This is a genomic window from Simiduia agarivorans SA1 = DSM 21679 (assembly GCF_000305785.2).
In the GTDB taxonomy this organism is placed as follows: domain Bacteria; phylum Pseudomonadota; class Gammaproteobacteria; order Pseudomonadales; family Cellvibrionaceae; genus Simiduia; species Simiduia agarivorans.
This window is the reverse complement of sequence record NC_018868.3, coordinates 4,266,793-4,287,827: the sequence shown is the minus strand read 5'-3', so window position 1 is coordinate 4,287,827 and position 21,035 is coordinate 4,266,793. Positions and strand designations below refer to the sequence as shown.

Here is a 21,035-nt window from a genome sequence, read left to right as displayed (position 1 = left end):
GTTCTCGTCTGTTTACTGTTGCTCTGCGAGCAACGCCGCCGCGCCAATCAGCGCAGGCTCATCCGCCACAATCAGATAAACCGGAATGTCATTCATATAATGAGACATCACGCCTTTTTCTTTAAACCGGGCTTCAAACGGGCTTTTCTTTAAAAATTCCTGCACTCTGGGCAAAATTCCGCCCCCCAGGTAGACGCCACCCAAAGCGCCAACGGTCAGGGCTTGATCGGCTGCTGCCGAGCCCAGTACCGCGCAGAAAATATTCAGCGCATCCACAGCCAGCTTGTCAGCATTGCTGACCGCCAGCCCGGATATTTTTGACGCTGCCATCGGTTCTACGTTCAGATGACGAACTTCTGCGAGGCTGCGGTAAATTCGTTCCAAACCTGAACCTGAAAGCAACGCTTCTTTTGATATGTAGCCTTCGTTTTTTTGCATCACCTGACACAAGGCGATCTCTTCATCCCCCCGCGGCGCAAATGCCGTATGGCCACCTTCACCACAGACCGGAATCCAGCGCTCGCTCACCGGAATAAGCGAAGCCATGCCAAGACCTGTGCCGGGACCGAGAATCGCACGCGGGGCAGCGGATTTCTGGATGCCCTGCTTAATACACACCAGGTCCGCCTGACCCAGTGCGCTGGTGGCATAAGCCAATGCCGTAAAATCATTCACGATCAGCAGTTTATCCAGGCCAAATGCGGCCTCCGTTTCGCGCACGGAGAAAGACCAATTGATGTTGGTCATATTGATCAGGTCACCCAGCACGGGACCCGCCAGGGCGACGCATACGCGCTTGATCTCGATACCGCCCAGGGCATCCAGATAAGCCGCCAAAGAGTCACGGAATTGCGGGTGATGACGGTTTTCGAAGGTGCGAATCGATTCAATCAGGTAACGACCGTTCGAGTCGAGCCCGGTCACCAGTCCCCAACGGGCATTGGTGCCACCGATATCGGCCACCACATAGGGAAACAACTGCGGGGCGCTGTTGAGTGCAGCCACACTCATGCCTCTTCCTCCGCGAACGCAAAGCCGAAACTTCTGGCACCGCTGGCAGCGCCGGTCACCTGCGACCGGAACGCCGCAAATAATTCACGCCCACAGCCGGCTTCGTTACCGGAAAGGTCCGGTTGTGCAACGATCCGGCTGGCCAATACCGCTTCATCGACCAGCAGATTCAATTCGCCCGACTCGCCGTCGAGGCGAATCAGGTCGCCGTTCTGGATTTTGCTGATCATGCCACCTGCGGCCGCTTCCGGGGTCAGATGAATCGCCGCGGCAATTTTGCCGGACGCGCCACTCATGCGCCCATCGGTAACCAAACCGACTTTGAAGCCCTTGTCTTGCAGGCTGCCCAGAATGGGCACCAGCTTATGCAGTTCCGGCATGCCGCACGCGCGCGGGCCCTGATAGCGAAGCACAGCAATAAAATCTTTATCCAGCTCGCCGCGCTGGAACGCATCGATAAATTCAGACTGGCTGTGGAATACGATGGCAGGCCCTTCCTGCACGCGGTATTCCGGTTTAACCGCGGACACCTTGATCACACCGCGTCCCAGGTTACCTTTCAGTACTTTCAGGCCGCCATTGGCGCTGAAGGGCTCGTCCACAGAACGCAGCACGTCGGTATCCAGCGAGCGCTCCGGCCCTGCCACCCACTGCAATTTTCCGTCGCGGATCTGCGGTTCCTGACGATAGCCCTGCATACCGCGCTCAGCCGCGACGGTCAGAACGTCCGCGTGCAACAAGCCGGCATCCAGCAAGGTGGCAATCAGGAAGGACATGCCGCCTGCCGCCTGGAAATGGTTAATATCGGCAATGCCATTGGGATAAATTTTGGTCAGCGACGGCACCACCGAAGACAATTCGGAGAAATCGTCCCAGGTCAGCTGAATCCCTGCCGCGGCCGCCATGGCGACCAGGTGCATGGTGTGGTTGGTTGAGCCACCGGTGGCCAGCAAACCCACCACGGCATTGACGATGGCTTTTTCATCCACCACCTCAGCCAACGGACGATAGTCATTGCCGGCTTTGGTCAGGCGCAACACTTGTTCCGCCGCTGCACCGGTCAAGGCTTCGCGTAAAGGGGTATTGGGATTGACAAAAGAGCTGCCGGGCAAATGCAGGCCCATGATTTCCATCACCAACTGATTGGAGTTGGCCGTTCCATAGAAAGTACAGGTCCCGGGTGAATGATAACTGGCAGACTCTGCCGCCAACAGCTCCTCACGCCCGACTTTGCCCTGAGCAAACAACTGGCGCACGCGGGCTTTTTCGTCGTTAGGTAAACCGGACGGCATAGGACCGGCCGGCACAAAAATCATGGGCAGATGGCCGAATGACAAAGCCCCTATCAGCAGACCCGGCACGATCTTATCGCATACGCCAAGGCACAAGGCGCCATCAAACATATTGTGCGACAGCGCAATCGCGGTAGACATGGCAATCACATCGCGGGAAAACAGCGACAGTTCCATGCCCGCCATGCCCTGGGTAATTCCATCACACATTGCAGGCACACCACCGGCGAATTGGGCAACACCACCCAGCTCGGCAATGACTTTCTTGATGTGTGCCGGTGTGTGTTCGAACGGCTGGTGTGCAGACAACATGTCATTGTAGGAAGACACGATGGCAATGTTGGGCACATCCGTGGCGGACAGCTTGTCTTTATCCGACTGGCCACAAGCGGCAAAACCATGCGCCAGGTTGCCGCAGGGCAGCGCTTTACGGGACGGGCCACCCTCGGCTTGTTTGCGCATCAGGGCCAGATAATCCGCACGGGTTTTCTGACTGCGCTGTTGAATGGTTTCTGTGACGCGGGCAATCACTGCATTGAGCTGGCCCTTATTGTTGCTATTCATCATATCTCGCACACATCGTTAATCGTTTGAAAGCGGGCTGCTTCAAGCCACCCAGTACACGTCCAGATCCACTGCCTGCTGCTGCAGCACGGCAGATACCGGCGTCAGCTTGACGTCATCAGCGGTTTTCGCTTTTTGGTACACATCCCATTTGTCCTGCCCGGTGATCAGCAGCACCAGCTTGCGGCTGTTCAAAATGCCGTTGAGAGTCAGCGTCATGCGATCCACCAATTCGCCGGTCACTGCCGACGGGTGCGCGGTAATGGCCGCGCACAGGGAGGCATCCGCTGCCAAAGCGGCATCCAGCCCATGGGCATTGGGAAATAAAGACGCTGTGTGTCCATCCGGGCCCATGCCGAGCACCGTGACCGCGAACGGTTGTGCCAATGTGGCGTAGCGTTGATTCACCTCGGCCACAGCCGCTTGCGGCGTTGCATCGGGGGTTTTCATGCCCACAATGGCGTGCTCTGGAAAGCAGCGTTTCAACAGGGCTTCATTGCTGCCCTTGTGGTCTACATCCACCCAGCGATCATCCACCAGCGCAATCTGCACGAGTGGATCCAGGGTTTTACCCAGCGCTTCATACACAGGGCCGGGCGTACTGCCACCGGACAGCAACAGGCTGGCCGCGCCTTCACTGGCCAGCACCTGCTTCACTTGCGCCAATAAATCCTGCTCCAATTGCGTCAGCAGCGCGGCTTTGGTTTCAAATACAAATTCTCTGATCACAACTTAATCCTGTTGATGCCATTCGCGCCCGTCGTCGCGCATGAGTTTTTCTGCGGCCTCCGGACCATTGGTGCCAGCCGCGTAATATGACAGCGGGGCCAGATTCTTTTTCCAGCCTGCGATAATCGGGTCAGCCCAGCGCCAGGCGTTGTCCACTTCATCGCGGTGGACAAACAAGGTGCCATTGCCCGCCATGGCATCCAGCATCAATCGTTTGTAGGCATCGGCCACGGGTGCATTGCATTCCGCCGCCAGATCGATTTCAAATTCGATCGGCCGCAGTTTTACGTCGGCACTGGCAATGTCCTTACTCATCAGATTGATGTAGATATGCTCTTCCGGCTGAAGGCGAATCACCAGCTGATTATTTTGCTCCTGGCCAAACAGTGAATGGGTCACGGGCTTGAACTGGATCACCATCTCGGCATAGCGAGAAGACATGCGCTTGCCGGTACGCAGATAAAAAGGCACGCCTTTCCAGCGCCAGTTATCCACAAACGCACGGATGGCCACGAAGGTTTCGGTGCGGCTGGGCTTGCCCAGATCGCCAATGTAAGAATCGACCACCTGGCCTTTTACTTCGCCATCCACATACTGGGCGCGCACGGTGTGACGGGCGATGTCATCGCCGGTAATTTTGCGCAACGAGCGCAACACTTTGATTTTTTCGCTACGGACGCTGTCGGCATCCAAGGCATTGGGTGGGTCCATCGCCACCAGGCACAGCAGCTGCAACAAGTGATTCTGTACCATGTCCCGCATGGCGCCGGCGCCATCGTAAAACCCACCCCGGCTTTCAACACCGACGGCCTCCGCCAGCGTGATCTGCACATGGTCAATGGAGTTACAATCCCAGATGTTTTCGAACATCCGGTTGGCAAAGCGCAACGCCAACAGATTCTGGACCGATTCTTTGCCCAGGTAATGGTCAATGCGGTACACCTGGGATTCGCTGAAGTAGCGACCAATCTCGCCATTGATGGCTTCAGCAGATTCCTGGTCGTAGCCAAGTGGCTTTTCAACGATCACGCGTGAGTTGGCGGACACCAACCCCAGGGAAGACAGCGAGGCGCACACACCCCCGAACAAAGACGGCGGAATGGCCAGGTAATACACCGGCACCGAATCGACCGATTTGAGGCTTTCCGCCAGCTCGGTCCAGCTGCTGATATCGCTCAAATCCACATTGACGATACTCAGACGCGCGGAGAAAGCGGCCCAGGTGGGCTCATCAAACTCGCCGGCCGCCAGGAACTTCTGCAAGCCCGCCTTCACCTGCGCCAGAAAATCCTCTTGCGTCAGATTGCCACGACTGGTGGCTATGACCCGGGACCCTTCAACCATGCGCCCTTCTTCTTCACAGCGGTACAGCGCCGGCATCAACTTGCGCAATGAAAGGTCGCCCGTACCCCCGAATATCACCCAGTCTGTCGCTTGCAAGACCAACCCCTTTAGTTCTCTCACCCACCCGAAAGGCGGTAATTGTCATTGGGTGCGAAGCTTACGGCCGTCCTGACAGCGCTGTCAATTGGAAAACCTTAACTTACGGCACCATTTTCTATGCATTCGAATGCTCTCCCACCCTTTCCAGGTAGGAGAAAATCTGTGCTTTTTAATGATTTAGCCATTATGCCATAGAAATATGACGGATTCGCGGGGGTTTTGGCAGCTATTGCCTGCAAATGCGCCACACCGACAATGACAGCGCTGTCATTTTGAAGGAAGAGCAAGAGCCAAAATCAGGTGACAAGCGCCACCGCCTAGGTTAAAGTTATTATGACTATAACAATAACCCTCAGCTATCGACAACGGAGACCCTATGGCCAGCACGGCACCCGGCGCCACCTTTCAGGTGGACAACCCCCAGTCCCAACAAAATTACCTGATTCCCCTGACAGCGCTCACCAGCCTGTTTTTCATGTGGGGTTTCCTTACTTGCCTGAACGACATCCTGATTCCACACCTCAAAGCGGTGTTTTCCCTCAACTACACGCAGGCCATGCTGATTCAATTTTGCTTCTTTGGTGCCTATTTTGTGGTTTCGGTTCCGGCGGGCTATCTGGTCAAGCGCATAGGTTTCAAGGCAGGCATTGTGACCGGCCTGATGATCGCGGGCCTTGGCTGCCTGATGTTCTACCCGGCCGCCAGCCTGCGTTACTACCCTCTGTTTTTGGGTGCGCTGTTTGTGCTGGCAGGCGGGATCACCGTATTGCAGGTTTCGGCCAACCCTTACGTCACCGCGCTAGGGCCACAAAACACCGCGTCCAGCCGGCTGACCATGACTCAGGCGTTCAACTCGCTGGGCACAACTATTGCGCCGTTTTTTGGCTCAACCCTGATTCTGGCGGGTGCGGTGCTCGGCGCCGCCGAACTCGCGCAATTGAGCGGTGCGGAGCAGGAAGCCTATCGCGCCAAGGAGGCCGCTGCCGTTCAACTGCCCTATGTGGGCCTGGCTTTTACCCTGTTTGCGCTGGCCGTGCTGTTTGCCTGGTTCAAACTGCCCCACATTGAACCGGAAGCATCGGTAAACCCGGCAGGTGACAAGGATTCCATCTGGCACCATCCACACTTAGTGATGGGCGCCATTGGCATCTTTCTCTATGTGGGCGCCGAGGTAGCCATCGGAAGCTTGTTGGTCAATTACTTCGCCATGCCCAACATTGCCAACATGCAGGAGTCCACCGCCGCCAACTACATTGCATACTATTGGGGCGGCGCCATGGTGGGCCGGTTTATTGGTGCAGCTATCATGCAAACTGTGCGACCACAAATCGTACTGACCGTGAACGCAGTGGCTTGCGTTTTGCTCCTGTTAGTCACCATCAACACAGAAGGTCAAATTGCGTTTTGGTCCATCCTTGCAGTCGGCCTGTTTAACTCCATCATGTTTCCCACCATTTTTGCGCTCGCGCTCAAGGGGCTGGGCAAACTGACCAGTAACGGCGCAGGGCTGATCTGCCTGTCGATTGTAGGTGGCGCCATTATTCCGTTATTTCAGGGCATGTTGGCCGACGGCATCGGCTTACAACTTTCTTTCCTGCTACCCGCCGCTTGTTACTGCTATATCGCGTTTTACGCGCTCAAAGGTTCTGAACCTCGTTAAGTGTGATGCACCGCTTAAGCCCGCCCCGGCGGGCATTTTTTTATTAGCCACACCGCTTTTTGACCGGTCATCACACAAACCCATTCGTTCTGTTCTCTGCGCGTGGAAAATCGGTCAGACCACCGCAACTCCCTCACTCATCCTTTTTTATCCCGCGCCTGCTACAATCCCGGAAAACGGATTGTCACAGGAATCCCCATGCAACAAAAAACCATACACACCGCGGCCACCAAGCAAGTGGCGCTGGTAGCGCACGACAACAAAAAACAGGAACTGGTGGCCTGGTGCCAAAAACACAAGGCCGACCTGGCGCCACACACACTCTATGGAACCGGGACAACGGGCGCCATCATCGAGCGGGAAACAGGCCTGACGATCAACAAGCTGATCAGTGGCCCGTTGGGTGGCGATCAACAAATTGGTTCATTAATCACCGAGGGCAAAGTGGATTTCCTGATTTTTTTCTGGGATCCGTTCCAGCCCATGCCCCACGACCCCGATGTAAAGGCCCTGCTGCGCATCGCCGCCGTGTGGAATATTCCCGTGGCCTGCAACCGCAGTTCCGCCGATGTCATGGTGGGCTCGACCTTATTCCGCGGCAGTTTTGAACGCCAGGTACCGGATTACGACAGCTACCTGAAAGAACGCCTTGGCTGATTACACTGCCATAAAAAAGCCGGCATTGCCGGCTTTTTTATGCTAACTGCCCTTTTATTCTGAACATCGCACATCGGCTTCAGACGCCTTGCCGGGCATCAGCTGGATATTCGCCAGTGAAATATCCAGTGTACCGGCCGAACTCAATACGAACGGCGCGCTGACCCTGTCGGCCTGCAGGCCCGCCTTCACCAGGCAGGTCATATCGACTGAAAATTTCTGCCACTGACCGGCCGGTTTTTTCGCCATGGCATCCGTTACCGACACTGCACCGGCACAATCAGGCAAGCAGTGCATACCCAGTTCGACATCGCCTTCCGGTTGCTGATTAACCCGCAAATCCATAATCAATGCCGCATCGGACGCAACAAATCCACTGAAGTCTACCGGCATGTCGCTGGCAATTTGGGCGGCCGCTTTGCCCCGGCCGGTAAATGCAATGCGCCGCGCATCGTCCTGCAACAGATAATCGTGACCGGTGATACTGATCCAAGCATCGCTCAGGCTATTGGTGGTCGCCGCCACCCGGCCTTCGGGGGTGCGGGCATACATTGACCAGGGGTCCAGCACCCGGCTTTCAAAAATACCCAGCGGAACTGGCCCCATGGCGGTCGCGAACGCTGCGCGGTCTTCGGGCAGGTTATCGGCCAGGGTGTCAGTATCGCCGTAGCTCAACCCGTAGCCGTAAGCGAACAGCGGATCGTATTCCTTATCGCCCACATTAAGCTGCACCTGACTGAGATCCCGCGGCCAGCTGAACGAAAGCTTGCCCACAAAGTCGTACTGGGCACGTCCTTCCGCATCGGTCAGGAGCACATCGGCCACACCGGCACCTTCAGAGCCCGGCAAAAACGCGGCAACAAACGCATCTGACTGATTTAACTCCGCATTCACCCACAGGGGCCTGCCCGACAAAAATACCGATACCACCGGAATCCCGTCGCGTTTTAAGGCAGACAATAATTTGATATCTGCGCGGGTGGCCGGTTGATACTCCAGGGAATTAATATCCCCCTGCCATTCGGCATAGGGATTTTCTCCGTACACCACAATCGCCACGTCGGGCTTATCGGTATATTCGCCCTGCTCGCTCAAACGGATCTGGCCACCCGCCGCCTCCACCTGCGCTTTCAAGCCGTCGTATATCGATGTGGCGCCGGGGAAATCTTCATTGGTGTTACCCGTGCCTTGCCACGACAGTGTCCACCCGCCGGATTGTTTACCAATGTTGTGTGCACCATCGCCCGCCACGAGAATATTGGCTTTGGGTGACAAAGGCAGAATACCGTTTTGTTTTTTAACAGTACCAGCGATTGCCGTACCGCTTCACGTGCCAGCGCGCGATGCTCGGGGTTACCCAATACGTCGCCAACACCATTGATCTTGGCCCGGGCCTTTGGCGACATTCCGTCAAACAACCCTGCCCGCATTTTCACCCGCAGGATCCGGCGCACAGCATCGTCGATACGGGCCATCGGAATCTCGCCGTTTTTGGCTTGTTTTATGGTGTTTTCTAATAACTGGGGCCATTCCTGAATCGACATAAACATGTCGAGCCCAGCATTGACAGACTGGGCGCACTGCGTGAAATCACAGCCCTTCACGAAACCGTGACCGTTCCAGTCGCCCACCACAAAACCATCAAAACCCATTTGGTTTTTCAGCACTTCGGTCAACATATGGAAGCTGCCGTGCAGGCGCTCACCATTCCAGCTGTTGAATGACGCCATCACCGTTTGCGCGCCTGCGCCCAGACCCGCCACATAGCCCTGAGCGTGAATGTCCCTGAGTTCCCGTTCGGAAATGCGGGCGTCACCGCGATCGCGGCCGTTTTGCGTGCCGCCGTCGCCGACAAAATGCTTGACCGTGGCCACCATTTTGGAGGGCGAGAACAGTTCATCGGTACCTGCTTCACCCTGAATTCCCTTGACCATTTCGGCGGCAAATTGGCGCACGATGGCAGGGTCTTCCGAATAGCCTTCATAGGTGCGCCCCCAACGGTCGTCGCGCGGACTGGCAACCGTCGGCGCAAAGGTCCACTGCACGCCGGTGGCCGACACCTCGCGTGCCGTGGCAGCGCCGATGCGGCGAATCAGCGCTGGATTGCGCGTGGCGCCCAGGCCGATATTGTGTGGAAACAAGGTGGCACGCACCACGTTATTGTGGCCATGCACTGCATCCGTCCCCCAAATCACGGGAATACCCAAGCCGCCATCACTGGTATCAACCGATGCCTGGTAATAGGCTTCGGCGACGTTGACCCAATCCATTTCCGATGCATATTTGTCGTTATTAGGAAAGGTCCCACCACCGTTGAGAATCGAACCGATATGGTATTTTTTCACCTGCTCCGGGGTGATGTAGCGTATTTCCGCCTGGATCATTTGCCCCACTTTCTGCTCCACCGTCATCCTGGACAACAGTTCACTGATGCGGGCTTCCATCGCAGGATCTTTCTGAATGGGACTGTTGACGGCGGGCCATGTCACACCGGTGGATGGTTTATCCGATTCAGTTTTACAAGCCACCAACGCGAGTAGCGCAAGGGAAATCAACAGGGATGTCTGATAGGTCTTCATAAAGCAGCCTTCGGGAGCAAATACGCCATTTTTGTTATTTGGTGTGTGGGTGGCGTCCTAAAAGACCGGCCGCGAGCGGCCGGTGAAAAAGAGGACGAGAGAATACGCGGCCCGGTGCACCCATACACCGGGCCAGTACGGACAATGCCGCTCTGACCAGCCCAACCCAATCTAGGGTCGACCGGACAGATTTAATATAGTCAATTTAACCATAAGAATGCAAGCGCTTTGTCATTCCTTGTGATTCCCACCGGTTTGTTCGTCTCCCCAGTGCAAAAGTCCAATAACGAGGAAACCCCATGTCCCAACTTACCCGCCTTCTCCGCCCCGGCCTGCTGGGCATAGCGCTGGCACTGACCGCATGCAACCAGACACCGGATGACTTTCAGTGGCTGGAAGGGGTAGAAGACAAAACGGCGCTGGCCTGGGTGGATGCCGCCAACGCCCGCACACAGGCTGCACTTGAAACAAAAAGTGATTATCAGCAGCTATTTGATCGGGCGCTGGCAACACTCAACGCCAAAGACCGTCTGCCGCATATCAGCCTGAAAGGCCAGTATGTGTATAACCTCTGGCAGGACGAGACCCACATCCGCGGCGTGTATCGCCGCAGCCCGGTCAGCGAATTTGCCGCCGGCAACCCCAACTGGGAAACCGTGCTCGATCTGGATGCTCTGTCGGCTCGGGAAAACAAAAAATGGGTATTCAAAGGCCTTGATTGTCTGGCACCGGCGTACACCCGCTGCCTGATGCACTTATCCGAAGGCGGTGGCGACAGCCGTGAGATCCGCGAGTTTTCCACCCGGGACCTGAATTTTATCGATGGCGGTTTCTTTCTTCCCGCGGCGAAAAGCAACGTCAGCTGGATGGATGAAAACCATTTGTTTGTGGGCACCGATTTCGGCGCCGACTCGCTCACCGACTCCGGCTATCCGCGCCAGGTAAGAATCTGGCAACGAGGCACAGCGCTGGATGACGCGATGCGCATTCACGAAGCCGCCAAGAATTCGGTCTCGGCCAGCGCCACCCGCCTGGACGATGGCCAGAACACATTGGATCTGGTTACCGAATCCACCAATTTCTGGGAACGTAACTATCACCAACTGCAGGATGGCAAACTGCAGCGGCTGGCACTGCCCAGCAACGCTGTGATCTCGGATCTGGTCAAGGGCAAACTACTGGTCGAGCTCAAGGATGACTGGTCCTTTAACGGCCGCGATTTCACCCGCGGTAGCGTACTGCTGATCAAACCCAGTGCCCTGGTGACACCGGAAAAATCGGCAGCGCACGACATTGTAGTGCTGATCGAAGCCAGCGACCGCTTCGTGGTAGAAGAATTGGTGGCGAGCGCACGCGGCATTGTGGCTATCGGATTGGTGGACGTGAAATCCGAAGCGCGTTTTTATCAACTGCGCGATGGCCAGTGGTCTGCAAAAGTCATTGACTTGCCGGCACAAGGCACGCTGACCATAGAAACCAGCGAGTTCAAAACCGGCGCTTTCTTTGCGCGCTATGAAGATTTCCTCACGCCCCCAAGCTTGTATTATGTCGACACCGATTTAAACGCAAACCTCGCCACTTCGCAGGCTGCGACCTTTGACGCCAGCAATATGGAGGCCCTGCAGTACTTTGCCACCTCGGAAGACGGCACCCGTGTGCCCTACTTTGTGGTCAAACGCAAAGACCTGGCCCTGGACGGCAAAAATCCCACCCATATGTTTTCCTACGGTGGCTTCCGCGTGTCGCTCAAGCCTAGTTACTCAGGTTCCTATGAAGACCTGAATGGCGTCTACGGCAAACTGTGGCTCGAGCGCGGCGGCGTTTTTGTATTGGCGAATATCCGGGGCGGCGGTGAATACGGTCCGGCCTGGCATGCATCGGTACTGAAACAAAACCGACCCAAGGCCTATGAAGACTTTGAGGCCATTGCACGCGACCTGTTTGCGCGCAAAATCACCTCGGCAGCGCATTTGGGTATTGAAGGTCGCAGCAACGGTGGCTTGCTGGTAGGCGCCACCATGGTCCGACACCCCGAACTTTACGGCGCCGTAATTTGCGGTGTGCCATTGCTGGATATGCAGCGCTATCACACCTTATTGGCCGGCGCGAGCTGGATGGCGGAATACGGCAATCCCGACATTGCGGAAGAATGGAACTGGCTGAAAACCTATTCGCCATTTCAAAACCTGAAGGCGAATGTGAACTATCCGCCGATTCTGTTTTATACCTCTACGCGCGATGACCGGGTCCATCCCGGCCATGCCCGCAAGATGGCGGCTCGCATGGATGCCATGGGTCAAGCCGTTTACTATTACGAAAACCGCGAAGGCGGCCACGGCGGCGCCAGCACCAAAGACCAGCTGGCGCGCCGGGTAGCACTCAGCTACGCCTTACTGTGGGACAGTTTACGGTAGTAATTGATCAAGCCGGTGGTGGAGCTGTCCTGTCCCTGGGGCGGCTCCGTACCGGTCAATTGCTGCTCCAGACCGGCAATCAGTTGTTTACCCAGTTCCACGCCCCATTGATCGAACGAACACACATCCCAGAGTACGCCCTGGACAAAGATTTTGTGTTCGTACAGCGCGACCAAACTGCCCAATGACGCTGGTGTAATTTTGTCCAGCAAAAATGTACAGCTGCCGCGATTGCCGCGATGCACTTTGTGCGGCACCAATTGTTCAACCGCGTCAAGGTTGTATCCGCGCGCCAGCAGATCCTTGCGCACGGCATCCACATCGCATCCGTTCATCAACGCCTGGGTTTGCGCAAACATATTTGCCAGCAATTGTTCATGATGCCCCTCTGGCGCTGCTACCGGTACCGCCGAACCGATGAAATCCAACGCCACCTCATGGGTGCCCTGATGCAGCAACTGATAAAACGCATGCTGGCCATCAATCCCCAATTGCCCCCACACAATCGCACCCGTGTCGTACGCCACCGGATTACCGGTGCGGGTGACCGACTTGCCGTTACTTTCCATTTCCGCCTGCTGCAAATAGGCCGGTAAATATTTCAACGCCTGGTCGTAAGGCAATATCGCGTGGGTCGGCATGCCGAGAAAATTGATGTGCCAGACACCCAATAGCGCCATCAATACCGGCACATTCTGTTCCAGCGGTGCGTCGGTAAAATGCTCGTCTGCAACGCGCGCGCCCGCCAGTATCTGACGGAATATGGGCATCCCCAAATACAGCGCAATGGGAAGACCGATGGCAGACCAGAGCGAAAAGCGCCCTCCCACCCAATCCCACATGGCAAAAATATTGTCCGGTGAAATACCCATTGCGCGGGCTTTATCCACCGCCGAGGTGACCGCCACAAAGTGTTGCGCCACTGCCGCCTCGCCACCGTGGGCGACCAACCAACGACGGGCGGTTGCGGCATTGGCCATGGTTTCGCGCGTGGTAAAGGTTTTTGAAGACACCACAAATAACGTGGTTTGAGGGTCCAGTGCGGCCAGCGTCCGGCTGATCTGAACGCCATCCACATTACTGACAAAATGCAGCGCTGGCCCCTCGGCATAGCTGGCCAGGGCTTCACACACCATTTGCGGCCCCAGATTCGATCCGCCTATGCCAATGGCCACCACATCGGTGATTTGTTTGCCGCTGTAGCCACGCCAACGGCCTTGGCGCACCTGATCACTGAACTGCTCCATCTTACCGAGTTCAGCATCAATCTGGGGTTGCACCGGTTGGCCCAGCGCGTGCGGATGGCGATCGGCCGCCGCCCGCAACGCCATGTGCTGCACCGCACGTTGCTCGGTGGCATTGAAAGGCTCACCTGCCAGCATGCGCGCGCGCTCGCCTTCCACACCGGCCTTGCGCGCCAGCGCCAATAACGCCTCCAGAGCCGGTTGATCCAACAAGGTTTTGGAGAAGTCGTACAGCCCAAAGGGCATAGGGCGGGAAAACGCATCAAACCGACTGCTATCTTCAAACAAATCCGCTATGCGCTGTTTTTTGAGCCGTTGGGCGTGCTGGGCGAGGTTTTGCCATTCGGGCAGTTGGGTGCGACAAGTCATATTCTGGGCCAATCTTTGTTTTGGTGACAACGTTGTCATATTAGCCAACATTATGACAACGTTGTCAAGCGGGTGACCCGCCAGACAATTCTCCCTTGCGGGGCCTGCCCTTAGGCTCTAACCTAGCGTCCAATTATCTATTTCGACTCTAAGGGCTCCACTTCGGTATGAAGGCAACCATCAAGGACGTGGCAAAACTCGCCGGCGTTTCGTTTAAGACCGTATCGCGGGTCATCAACCGCGAACCCAGTGTGGGGCAGGAGTTACAGGATAAAGTCTGGGCCGCAGTCAAAGAATTAAACTACCAACCCAATCTGGGTGCGCGCCTTCTGCGCGGTGCCGCCTCATCCATTGGCTTTATTTACGATAACCCTAACAGTAACTACGTGATCGACATGCAGAACGGCATTCTGCAAACCTGCCGCGCTGAAGGTTACGAACTGGTGATCCACCCCTGCGATGCCCGCTCGCCGGACATCCTGAACGAATTGAATGAAATGCTGGACCGCTCGCGCGTCGGCGGGCTGGTACTGACGCCGCCGCTGTCGGAAACACCCGACGTTATCGATGCCCTGCGCAAGAAGAATGTCCGGTTTGTGCGTATTTTATCCGGTTCGGAAGCACCCGATGCCGGTTCGCCCTGTGTATTTATCGATGACCGCACCGCCGGTTTTGACATCACGGATTACCTTATCGGGCTGGGCCACACCCGCATCGGTTTTCTCGGCGGTGACCTGGAGCACGCCTCCAGCACCGAACGTCTTGAAGGTTATAAGGATGCACTCAAGAAGCACGGACTGCCCATAGACGAAGATCTGATGCTGCCGGGTGAATACGCCTTTGAATCCGGTATCGAGCGTTCCCGCGCGCTGCTCTCCCGGCCCGATCGCCCCACGGCCATATTCGCTTGTAACGATGAAATCGCCGCCGGTACCCTGTTTGCGGCGCGCATCCTGGGTGTAGCGGTACCGGAGGAATTGTCCATTGTCGGCTTTGAGGATTCGCCTTTCTCCCGCCAGGCCTGGCCCAAACTCACCACGGCACAACAGCCCAACAACACCATCGCCCAGACCGCGGCCAAGCTGTTGATCAATGATATCCGCACCGGCCGCGATGCTGGTCAGGCCGCGCCCAGTCAGGGGTTTTACCCGAAACTGGTGGTGCGGGATTCCACCGCCAACGCATGATGACCCAACAAGGGGCTTTACAGCCCCTTGTTTTTTCGCAACAATGACAACGTTGTCTCATTACTGACGGATTTCCCATGATGGCTGTGAACGCTTCAACCTTAAACCCCGAGCAAACCCTGATGTTTCAGGAGGCCGCCTCCGCACATGAGGTTGTCGCGCGTCAATTCAGTGCTAACGCCGAGCGCGTAACCGAGGCCGTTAAGCAGATCCGTGCATTTGATCCTGCAGCCGTGGTGACCATGGCCCGGGGCAGTTCCGACCATGCCGCCACCTACGCAAAATACCTGATTGAGACCCGTACCGGCACACTCACCTCGTCGGCCTCGCCTTCGGTGAGCTCTGTTTACGGTGCCGCCCAGCGACTCAAGGGGGTGCTCTACATTGCCATTTCCCAATCGGGCAAAAGCCCCGATCTGTTAGCCGGCGTTGAAAAAGCCAAGGCCGCCGGCGCGCTCACCTTGGCGTTTGTCAATGTGGAAGATTCGCCGCTGGCAACGCTTGCCGATCTGGTTATTCCCCTGCACGCTGGCCCGGAAAAGAGCGTGGCTGCGACAAAATCCTACATCGCCACCCTGTCAGCGGTCCTGCATCTGGTATCCGAGTGGAGCGGTGACGAATTACTGGGGGCCGCGCTCAAGCAGCTGCCCGCGTCATTAAAGCAGGCCTGGCAATGCGATTGGAGCAAGGCGGTCGACGCGCTCAAATCCGCCAACAACCTGTTTGTCATCGGCCGCGGCATGGGCTTTGGCATCGCCCAGGAAGCTGCCCTGAAATTCAAGGAGACCTGCGGCCTGCATGCCGAAGCATTCAGCTCTGCCGAGGTGAAGCACGGCCCCATGGCCATCGTTAAAAGTGGTTTCCCGGTACTCATGTTGTCACAACAGGATGAGACCTATTCGGGCTTCAGCGACCTCATCAAAGAGTTTCAGGCCCGCGATGCCCAGGTGCTGGTGGCCAGCGAAAAATCTTATGGCAATGCCAACCTGCCCGTGGTTCACGGCGCCCACCCGGCCATTGCGCCATTGCTGGCAGTACAAAGTTTTTACAGAATGGCCAACGCACTGTCGGTGGCCCGCGGTTACAATCCCGATGAACCACCGCATCTGCGCAAGGTTACGGAGACACTGTAAATGACACTCACGGCACTCACCGGCGCACGTATTTTTGACGGCGAACACTGGTTGCAGGATCACGCCCTGATTCTGGCCGGCGAGCGCGTTGAAGCCCTGGTTCCCTTGGATCAGCTTCCCGACGGCTGCGAAACGGTTGCACTGGACGGACGCCGACTGGCACCCGGCCTGATCGATACCCAGGTCAATGGCGGTGGTGGCGTGTTGCTGAATGACCAACCTACTGTCGAAGCGATTTGCACCATAGGTGATGCCCACCGAGCGCTGGGCACCACCTCTTTTTTACCCACATTAATCAGCGACGACCTGGCCGTGGTGAAGGCTGCCATCGACGCGGTTGACGAGGCCGTCAGCCGCAACACCGCAGGCGTGCTGGGCGTACATCTGGAAGGCCCTTTCCTGAATCCCGCCCGCAAAGGGGTGCACAACGAAGCCGTCTTCCGCCAGATCGACGATGAGGCCATCGCGCTACTGACTTCGCTCAAGCGTGGCATCACTTATGTGACTCTGGCGCCCGAGCGGACAAGCCCGGAGCGCATTGCGCAGCTGGCCGCTGCCGGCGTCATTGTGGCCGCCGGTCACACGGCCGCGGATTACGCGCAAACCCGACAGGCGCTCGACGCCGGTCTGAAAGCCTTTACCCACTTGTTCAATGCCATGACCCCGATGACCAGCCGGGAGCCGGGTGTGGTGGGCGCGGCACTGGAAGATGACAACAGTTGGTGCGGCATCATCGTCGATAATTACCATGTGGACCCGGCCACCTTGCGTGTGGCACTAAAGGCCAAGGTACGCGGCAAAATGATCCTGGTGACCGACGCCATGCCAACCGTAGGCGCCACCGATAAACGCTTTGTCCTGAACGGGGAAACCATCGTGGCAGAAGCGGGCCGCTGCGCCACCGCGACCGGCACGCTGGCCGGTTCCGATCTCGATATGATGGGCGCCGTCAAAAACACCCATCAATTGCTCAACGTGGAATTGGGGGAAGCGCTGCGCATGGCCTCTGCCTACCCCGCCGCCATGCTCGGACTGGATCACAAGCTGGGCTATCTGCGCGCCGGATACCAGGCAGACCTGATCGCATTTGATGACCACTTCCGCGTCACTCACAGCTGGATCAACGGCCAGCTGCGCAGCTACGAGCACCCGTAATACGCTTACCACCGCCAATCGCTTGCGTGGTTGGCGGGTCACAAATAAAGCCCTTGCGCACGAATCCAGCTGGTAGACTCAGCGCATTAACAACAATAAATGCACAAAAGGGTATGCGCGATGATGGGTAAGATTCTATTCAGATCTTTGGTCGGATTATTGGCGATTGCGTTGATCGCGGCCGCCATTGTTTATCTGATGCTGAGACAAAGCCTGCCGGTATTGGACGGGAGCCTGCAGGTGGACGCGCTGAATGCTGCGGTCTCCATTGAACGCGACCAGCAGGGACTGGTAGAAATTGTCGGAACCACTCGCCCCGACATCGCCTTTGGTCTCGGCTTTGCCCATGCCCAAGACCGATTTTTCCAAATGGATCTGCAGCGTCGCAACGCCGCCGGTGAATTATCGGCACTGTTTGGTGAAGCCGCACTCAAACACGACAAACAAGTACGCGCCCATCAGTTCCGGCAACGCGCCAGTGCCACTATTGCGCAATTCTCGGCCGGGCAAAAGCTAATACTGAGCGCCTATACCGAAGGTGTTAACGCGGGCCTGGCCGCGCTCGGGCGCGCGCCCTTTGAATACACATTGCTGAACCATTCCCCCACCCCATGGCGCGATGAAGACAGCATGCTCACCGTGTTCAGCATGATCCTCGTATTACAGGACGATCAGGCTCTCTTTGAACGCAGCCGTGGCACGCTGGCGCAACATCTGCCCGCTGATCTTTACGCTTTTTTTACCCAACAAGGCGGTCAGTGGGACGCGCCGCTCGTAGCGGATGACGAAGGCAATACTCAGTTGGCGAGCGCGCCGCTACCCGAACATGGCTGGGCCGACCTGAGCGATCCGGGCCGCATGGTGTACCGGCCACAAGTCAGTGAAGACATGGTGGTGGGCAGCAATAATTGGGCAGTAGCCGGTGCAGTCAGCAAGCATGGTGGCGCCATTGTCGCCGATGACATGCACCTCGCGGTGCGCGTACCCAACATCTGGTACCGGGCACAGTGGCGATTGCCGGATGATCAACGCCTGATCAGTGGCGCCACCCTGCCCGGTACGCCCTTGCTGGTAGCCGGTTCCAATTCGCACCTGGCCTGGGGCTTTACCAATACTCAGGGCGATTGGTCGGATGTGATTGTCTTGCAAACCAACGACGACGAAAGCCAATACCTGACCGCAGACGGCTGGCGGGATTTTGATATTGAACAGGAACACATTCTGGTCAAAGGACAAGCGACGGAAATCTTCGAGGTCAAGCGTACCCATTGGGGCCCGGTCATCGGCCGCGACGATGACAACCGCATGCTGGCCATGATCTGGACAGCGCATTTCCACCAAGGTGCCAACATGAATGCCCTGGCCCTGGAAACCGCCAACACAGTGGAAGCGGCCGTTGCGCTGGCACCGCAGATAGGCATACCGCATCAGAATCTGGCGCTGGCAGACAAAGACGGCAACATTGCCTGGACCATCGCCGGGCCTTTCCCCAATCGCCAAGGCACCGATGGCAAGCTGCCGGAAGACTGGAGCCAAACCGGCGCCAGTTGGGACGGTTTCCGCACTGCAGAAGAACATCCATCAGTAGTGAAACCGCTCAATCATCGGTTGTGGACGGCCAATGCCCGGACGCTGAGCGGTGATGCGTTTGAACGCATGGGCGACTCGGCCTACGCCCTTGGCGCTCGCCAGCAACAGATCCGTGACCGGTTGCTGGCCGGCGACAACTTTGATGAAGCCGATATGCTTGCACTGCAATTGGATGACGAAGCCCGTTTTCTCAAACCCTGGCGCGACCATCTGCTGAAAACATTAGCAGCAGAGGAAAACCTGACGCCTGCCCTGCAGGCCATGCAAATCGAGTTAAGTAACTGGCAAGGGTTTGCAGCGATCGAATCAGTGAGCTATCGCCTGGTACGTGAGAGCCGTTTGAAAATAATGGAACTGGCCATTGCGCCGCTGGAAACTTATATGATGAGCAAGGACCCGGCGTTCAACTACAGCAACGCCAACCGCCAGACCGAATACCCGCTCTGGCAAATGCTCAGCCTGCGACCTGCACATTTGCTTAACAAAGATTTCAACAGCTGGCATGAACTGGAACTGTTTGCCATGAAGCAAGTGGTCGAACCTTTGTTTGCGGATGGGACGCTGACCAACGACACCTGGGGCGAGGCCAATCGTGTCATTATTCAACACCCTATGGCGCGCTTTGTTGCACCCATTCACTGGTGGCTTTCAATGCCAAACGAGCCTCTGCGTGGCGATACCCACATGCCGCGGGTTCAAACACCCACGCATGGCGCCAGCGAACGCTTTGCCGTTTCACCCGGCAAAGAAGACCAGGCCTATTTTCATATGGCTACCGGTCAGAGTGCACACCCTTTGTCAGCGTTTTTCGGCAAAGGCCATCAGGATTGGGTTGAGGGTAATGCATCACCCTGGTTGAAGGGCCCCACAAAACACCGGCTCACGTTGGTGCCGAATTAAAGACCCGCACCCGGCCGTAACGTCACATCTTCACCGGTGCCAGCAGGTGCTTTGGGAAATGTCGTTTCGGCCCGGGATTGATCTCGCAAGGTAAACTCCATAATCCCCACACTGATGTTGTCTTTACCACCCTGCTGATTTGCATCTGCGATGAACCGATAACAACACTCGAGCGCAGGCCTGTGTGTGGACAACACATGCTCTAATTCAAGATTATCGAGATACTCTGTCAGGCCGTCAGTGCAGAACATCAATAAAGTATTCTGCTCCAACCGGTAAGAGTTCATGGAGGGCTCAACAAATTCAGTGACACCCAACGCCCGGGTAATATGATTACGGACACCACTGGTGCGCGCTTGGGACTCGGTCATGGTTCCTGCATCAACCATTTCCTGGACCAGACTGTGATCCCGGGTCAGCTGAACCAACCCATCGCGGTTCCATAAGTAAGCACGGGAATCACCCAAGTGGGCAATCGTCACGTGTTGCTCCCACAACACACCCACGACCACTGTACTGCCCATATTGGCGTGTTGAGGATTGTCAATTTTGGCGTCGAGAATCGATTGGTTTGCAGCGCTGAATGCTTCCATCAGTGTTGCATGAATCATCAACAGCTGCTGATCGGGTGTGCAGGATTGAAACCCCGGATCGGGAATGGCTTTGAGGTGGCGATCAATCACGTTGACAGCCAAAGCACTGGCTCTCGCACCGCCGGTATAACCACCCATCCCGTCTGCAATGATCACAAAACCAAATGGCAATGCGGGATGGTTGTACCAACCGATATGGTCTTCGTTTTCCCCTCTGACCTGGCCTATGTCTGTACGTCCATTAATGGCCAGCCGAATATTGTCCTTGGGTTCCATGATTCAATCCGTTGCATAAGTCAGGCTGCTCTGCAGCGATCGCATTCTAGCCTAAAGACTTTGGCAAACAGAAGCCAAAAGGACAACTCGATCACAATATGCTCGATCCTCGAGCGGTTAACCGCATCAGTTGGTACTAGTGAACCACTAACTAATTTGAAATTGGTAAATCAGTTTTGCGATAATTGCCCGCGCCCAGCAGGGATGCAAAAAGACACGGACGCACGACAAACGAGGAC

The 21,035-nt window shown here is 56.5% G+C and carries 15 protein-coding genes and 1 pseudogene; 7 read left to right on the top strand and 9 right to left on the bottom strand.

Going from position 1 to position 21,035, the window contains the following annotated elements:
• Nucleotides 1-12: 12 nt before the first annotated feature.
• Genes glk through zwf form a run of 4 tightly spaced genes read right to left on the bottom strand, consistent with a single transcriptional unit; the run spans nucleotide 13 to nucleotide 5,036 of the window.
• A complete protein-coding gene (gene glk, locus M5M_RS19155; RefSeq protein WP_015049171.1) occupies nucleotides 13-1,011 on the bottom strand; it encodes a glucokinase in 999 nt (332 codons plus the stop codon).
• Complete coding sequence (edd, locus tag M5M_RS19150; RefSeq protein WP_015049170.1) at nucleotides 1,008-2,870, bottom strand: phosphogluconate dehydratase; 1,863 nt, start codon at nucleotides 2,868-2,870, stop codon at nucleotides 1,008-1,010. Before edd ends, glk begins: the two co-directional genes overlap by 4 nt.
• 39 nt (nucleotides 2,871-2,909) lie before the next feature.
• The gene (gene pgl, locus M5M_RS19145; RefSeq protein ID WP_015049169.1) at nucleotides 2,910-3,596 is read right to left on the bottom strand and encodes a 6-phosphogluconolactonase; all 687 of its coding nucleotides are present in this window, start codon (nucleotides 3,594-3,596) and stop codon (nucleotides 2,910-2,912) included.
• Between the two features lie 3 nt (nucleotides 3,597-3,599).
• Nucleotides 3,600-5,036, bottom strand: a complete 1,437-nt coding sequence (gene zwf / locus M5M_RS19140) for a glucose-6-phosphate dehydrogenase (RefSeq protein WP_015049168.1) — start codon at nucleotides 5,034-5,036, stop codon at nucleotides 3,600-3,602.
• 379 nt (nucleotides 5,037-5,415) lie between these two features.
• Here zwf and fucP point away from each other — a divergent pair, with 379 nt between their 5' ends.
• Together fucP and M5M_RS19130 are read left to right on the top strand one after the other, a co-directional pair.
• Nucleotides 5,416-6,699: an L-fucose:H+ symporter permease gene (gene fucP / locus M5M_RS19135; protein ID WP_015049167.1), complete on the top strand. Its 1,284-nt coding sequence runs from the start codon at nucleotides 5,416-5,418 to the stop codon at nucleotides 6,697-6,699.
• A gap of 198 nt (nucleotides 6,700-6,897) precedes the next feature.
• Entirely contained in the window at nucleotides 6,898-7,356 is a 459-nt protein-coding gene (locus M5M_RS19130; protein WP_015049166.1) for a methylglyoxal synthase, read from the top strand.
• Between the two features lie 54 nt (nucleotides 7,357-7,410).
• Here the strand turns inward: M5M_RS19130 and M5M_RS20890 are convergent, their stop codons facing one another.
• The 3 genes and pseudogenes from M5M_RS20890 to M5M_RS20880 all read right to left on the bottom strand — a co-directional run bounded on the left by M5M_RS20890 (nucleotide 7,411) and on the right by M5M_RS20880 (nucleotide 9,935).
• The gene (locus M5M_RS20890) at nucleotides 7,411-7,908 is read right to left on the bottom strand and encodes a putative glycoside hydrolase (RefSeq protein WP_244431103.1); all 498 of its coding nucleotides are present in this window, start codon (nucleotides 7,906-7,908) and stop codon (nucleotides 7,411-7,413) included.
• Nucleotides 7,909-8,082: 174 nt separating this feature from the next.
• Nucleotides 8,083-8,595: pseudogene (locus M5M_RS20885) on the bottom strand (glycoside hydrolase family 3 protein); the annotation flags it as partial.
• A complete protein-coding gene (locus tag M5M_RS20880) occupies nucleotides 8,487-9,935 on the bottom strand; it encodes a glycoside hydrolase family 3 protein (protein WP_015049164.1) in 1,449 nt (482 codons plus the stop codon). The gene M5M_RS20880 and the pseudogene M5M_RS20885, both read right to left, overlap by 109 nt.
• Nucleotides 9,936-10,234: 299 nt before the next feature.
• Here M5M_RS20880 and M5M_RS19115 point away from each other — a divergent pair, with 299 nt between their 5' ends.
• Entirely contained in the window at nucleotides 10,235-12,349 is a 2,115-nt protein-coding gene (locus tag M5M_RS19115) for a prolyl oligopeptidase family serine peptidase (RefSeq protein ID WP_015049163.1), read from the top strand.
• Here the strand turns inward: M5M_RS19115 and pgi are convergent.
• On the bottom strand, nucleotides 12,319-13,962 hold the full coding sequence (gene pgi / locus M5M_RS19110; protein ID WP_015049162.1) for a glucose-6-phosphate isomerase: 1,644 nt from the start codon (nucleotides 13,960-13,962) through the stop codon (nucleotides 12,319-12,321). The two genes, M5M_RS19115 and pgi, sit on opposite strands and share 31 nt — an antisense overlap.
• Before the next feature lie 167 nt (nucleotides 13,963-14,129).
• Between pgi and M5M_RS19105 the strand changes: the two genes are divergently transcribed.
• The 4 genes from M5M_RS19105 (at nucleotide 14,130) to M5M_RS19090 (ending at nucleotide 19,927) form a co-directional block, all read left to right on the top strand.
• The gene (locus M5M_RS19105) at nucleotides 14,130-15,149 is read left to right on the top strand and encodes a LacI family DNA-binding transcriptional regulator (protein ID WP_015049161.1); all 1,020 of its coding nucleotides are present in this window, start codon (nucleotides 14,130-14,132) and stop codon (nucleotides 15,147-15,149) included.
• A gap of 77 nt (nucleotides 15,150-15,226) precedes the next feature.
• Nucleotides 15,227-16,282, top strand: coding sequence for an SIS domain-containing protein (locus tag M5M_RS19100; protein ID WP_244431049.1), 1,056 nt, complete (start codon nucleotides 15,227-15,229; stop codon nucleotides 16,280-16,282).
• Nucleotides 16,283-17,437 (top strand): N-acetylglucosamine-6-phosphate deacetylase, encoded by a 1,155-nt coding sequence (gene nagA / locus M5M_RS19095; protein ID WP_015049159.1) that lies wholly within the window; start codon nucleotides 16,283-16,285, stop codon nucleotides 17,435-17,437. It begins immediately after the preceding gene.
• A gap of 120 nt (nucleotides 17,438-17,557) precedes the next feature.
• A complete protein-coding gene (locus M5M_RS19090) occupies nucleotides 17,558-19,927 on the top strand; it encodes a penicillin acylase family protein (RefSeq protein WP_015049158.1) in 2,370 nt (789 codons plus the stop codon).
• Here M5M_RS19090 and M5M_RS19085 read toward each other — a convergent pair.
• Nucleotides 19,924-20,796: a protein phosphatase 2C domain-containing protein gene (locus M5M_RS19085; RefSeq protein WP_015049157.1), complete on the bottom strand. Its 873-nt coding sequence runs from the start codon at nucleotides 20,794-20,796 to the stop codon at nucleotides 19,924-19,926. The two genes, M5M_RS19090 and M5M_RS19085, sit on opposite strands and share 4 nt — an antisense overlap.
• Nucleotides 20,797-21,035: the final 239 nt, after the last annotated feature.

What these genes read in the sequence shown, in the direction of transcription:
- glk (WP_015049171.1), bottom strand. Translation starts at nt 1,011, where the DNA reads ATGAGTGTGGCTGCACTCAACAGCGCCCCGCAGTTGTTTCCCTATGTG.
- edd (WP_015049170.1), bottom strand. Translation starts at nt 2,870, where the DNA reads ATGATGAATAGCAACAATAAGGGCCAGCTCAATGCAGTGATTGCCCGC.
- fucP (WP_015049167.1), top strand. Translation starts at nt 5,416, where the DNA reads ATGGCCAGCACGGCACCCGGCGCCACCTTTCAGGTGGACAACCCCCAG.
- M5M_RS19130 (WP_015049166.1), top strand. Translation starts at nt 6,898, where the DNA reads ATGCAACAAAAAACCATACACACCGCGGCCACCAAGCAAGTGGCGCTG.
- M5M_RS20890 (WP_244431103.1), bottom strand. Translation starts at nt 7,908, where the DNA reads ATGTATGCCCGCACCCCCGAAGGCCGGGTGGCGGCGACCACCAATAGC.
- M5M_RS20880 (WP_015049164.1), bottom strand. Translation starts at nt 9,935, where the DNA reads ATGAAGACCTATCAGACATCCCTGTTGATTTCCCTTGCGCTACTCGCG.
- M5M_RS19115 (WP_015049163.1), top strand. Translation starts at nt 10,235, where the DNA reads ATGTCCCAACTTACCCGCCTTCTCCGCCCCGGCCTGCTGGGCATAGCG.
- pgi (WP_015049162.1), bottom strand. Translation starts at nt 13,962, where the DNA reads ATGACTTGTCGCACCCAACTGCCCGAATGGCAAAACCTCGCCCAGCAC.
- M5M_RS19105 (WP_015049161.1), top strand. Translation starts at nt 14,130, where the DNA reads ATGAAGGCAACCATCAAGGACGTGGCAAAACTCGCCGGCGTTTCGTTT.
- M5M_RS19100 (WP_244431049.1), top strand. Translation starts at nt 15,227, where the DNA reads ATGATGGCTGTGAACGCTTCAACCTTAAACCCCGAGCAAACCCTGATG.
- nagA (WP_015049159.1), top strand. Translation starts at nt 16,283, where the DNA reads ATGACACTCACGGCACTCACCGGCGCACGTATTTTTGACGGCGAACAC.
- M5M_RS19090 (WP_015049158.1), top strand. Translation starts at nt 17,558, where the DNA reads ATGATGGGTAAGATTCTATTCAGATCTTTGGTCGGATTATTGGCGATT.
- M5M_RS19085 (WP_015049157.1), bottom strand. Translation starts at nt 20,796, where the DNA reads ATGGAACCCAAGGACAATATTCGGCTGGCCATTAATGGACGTACAGAC.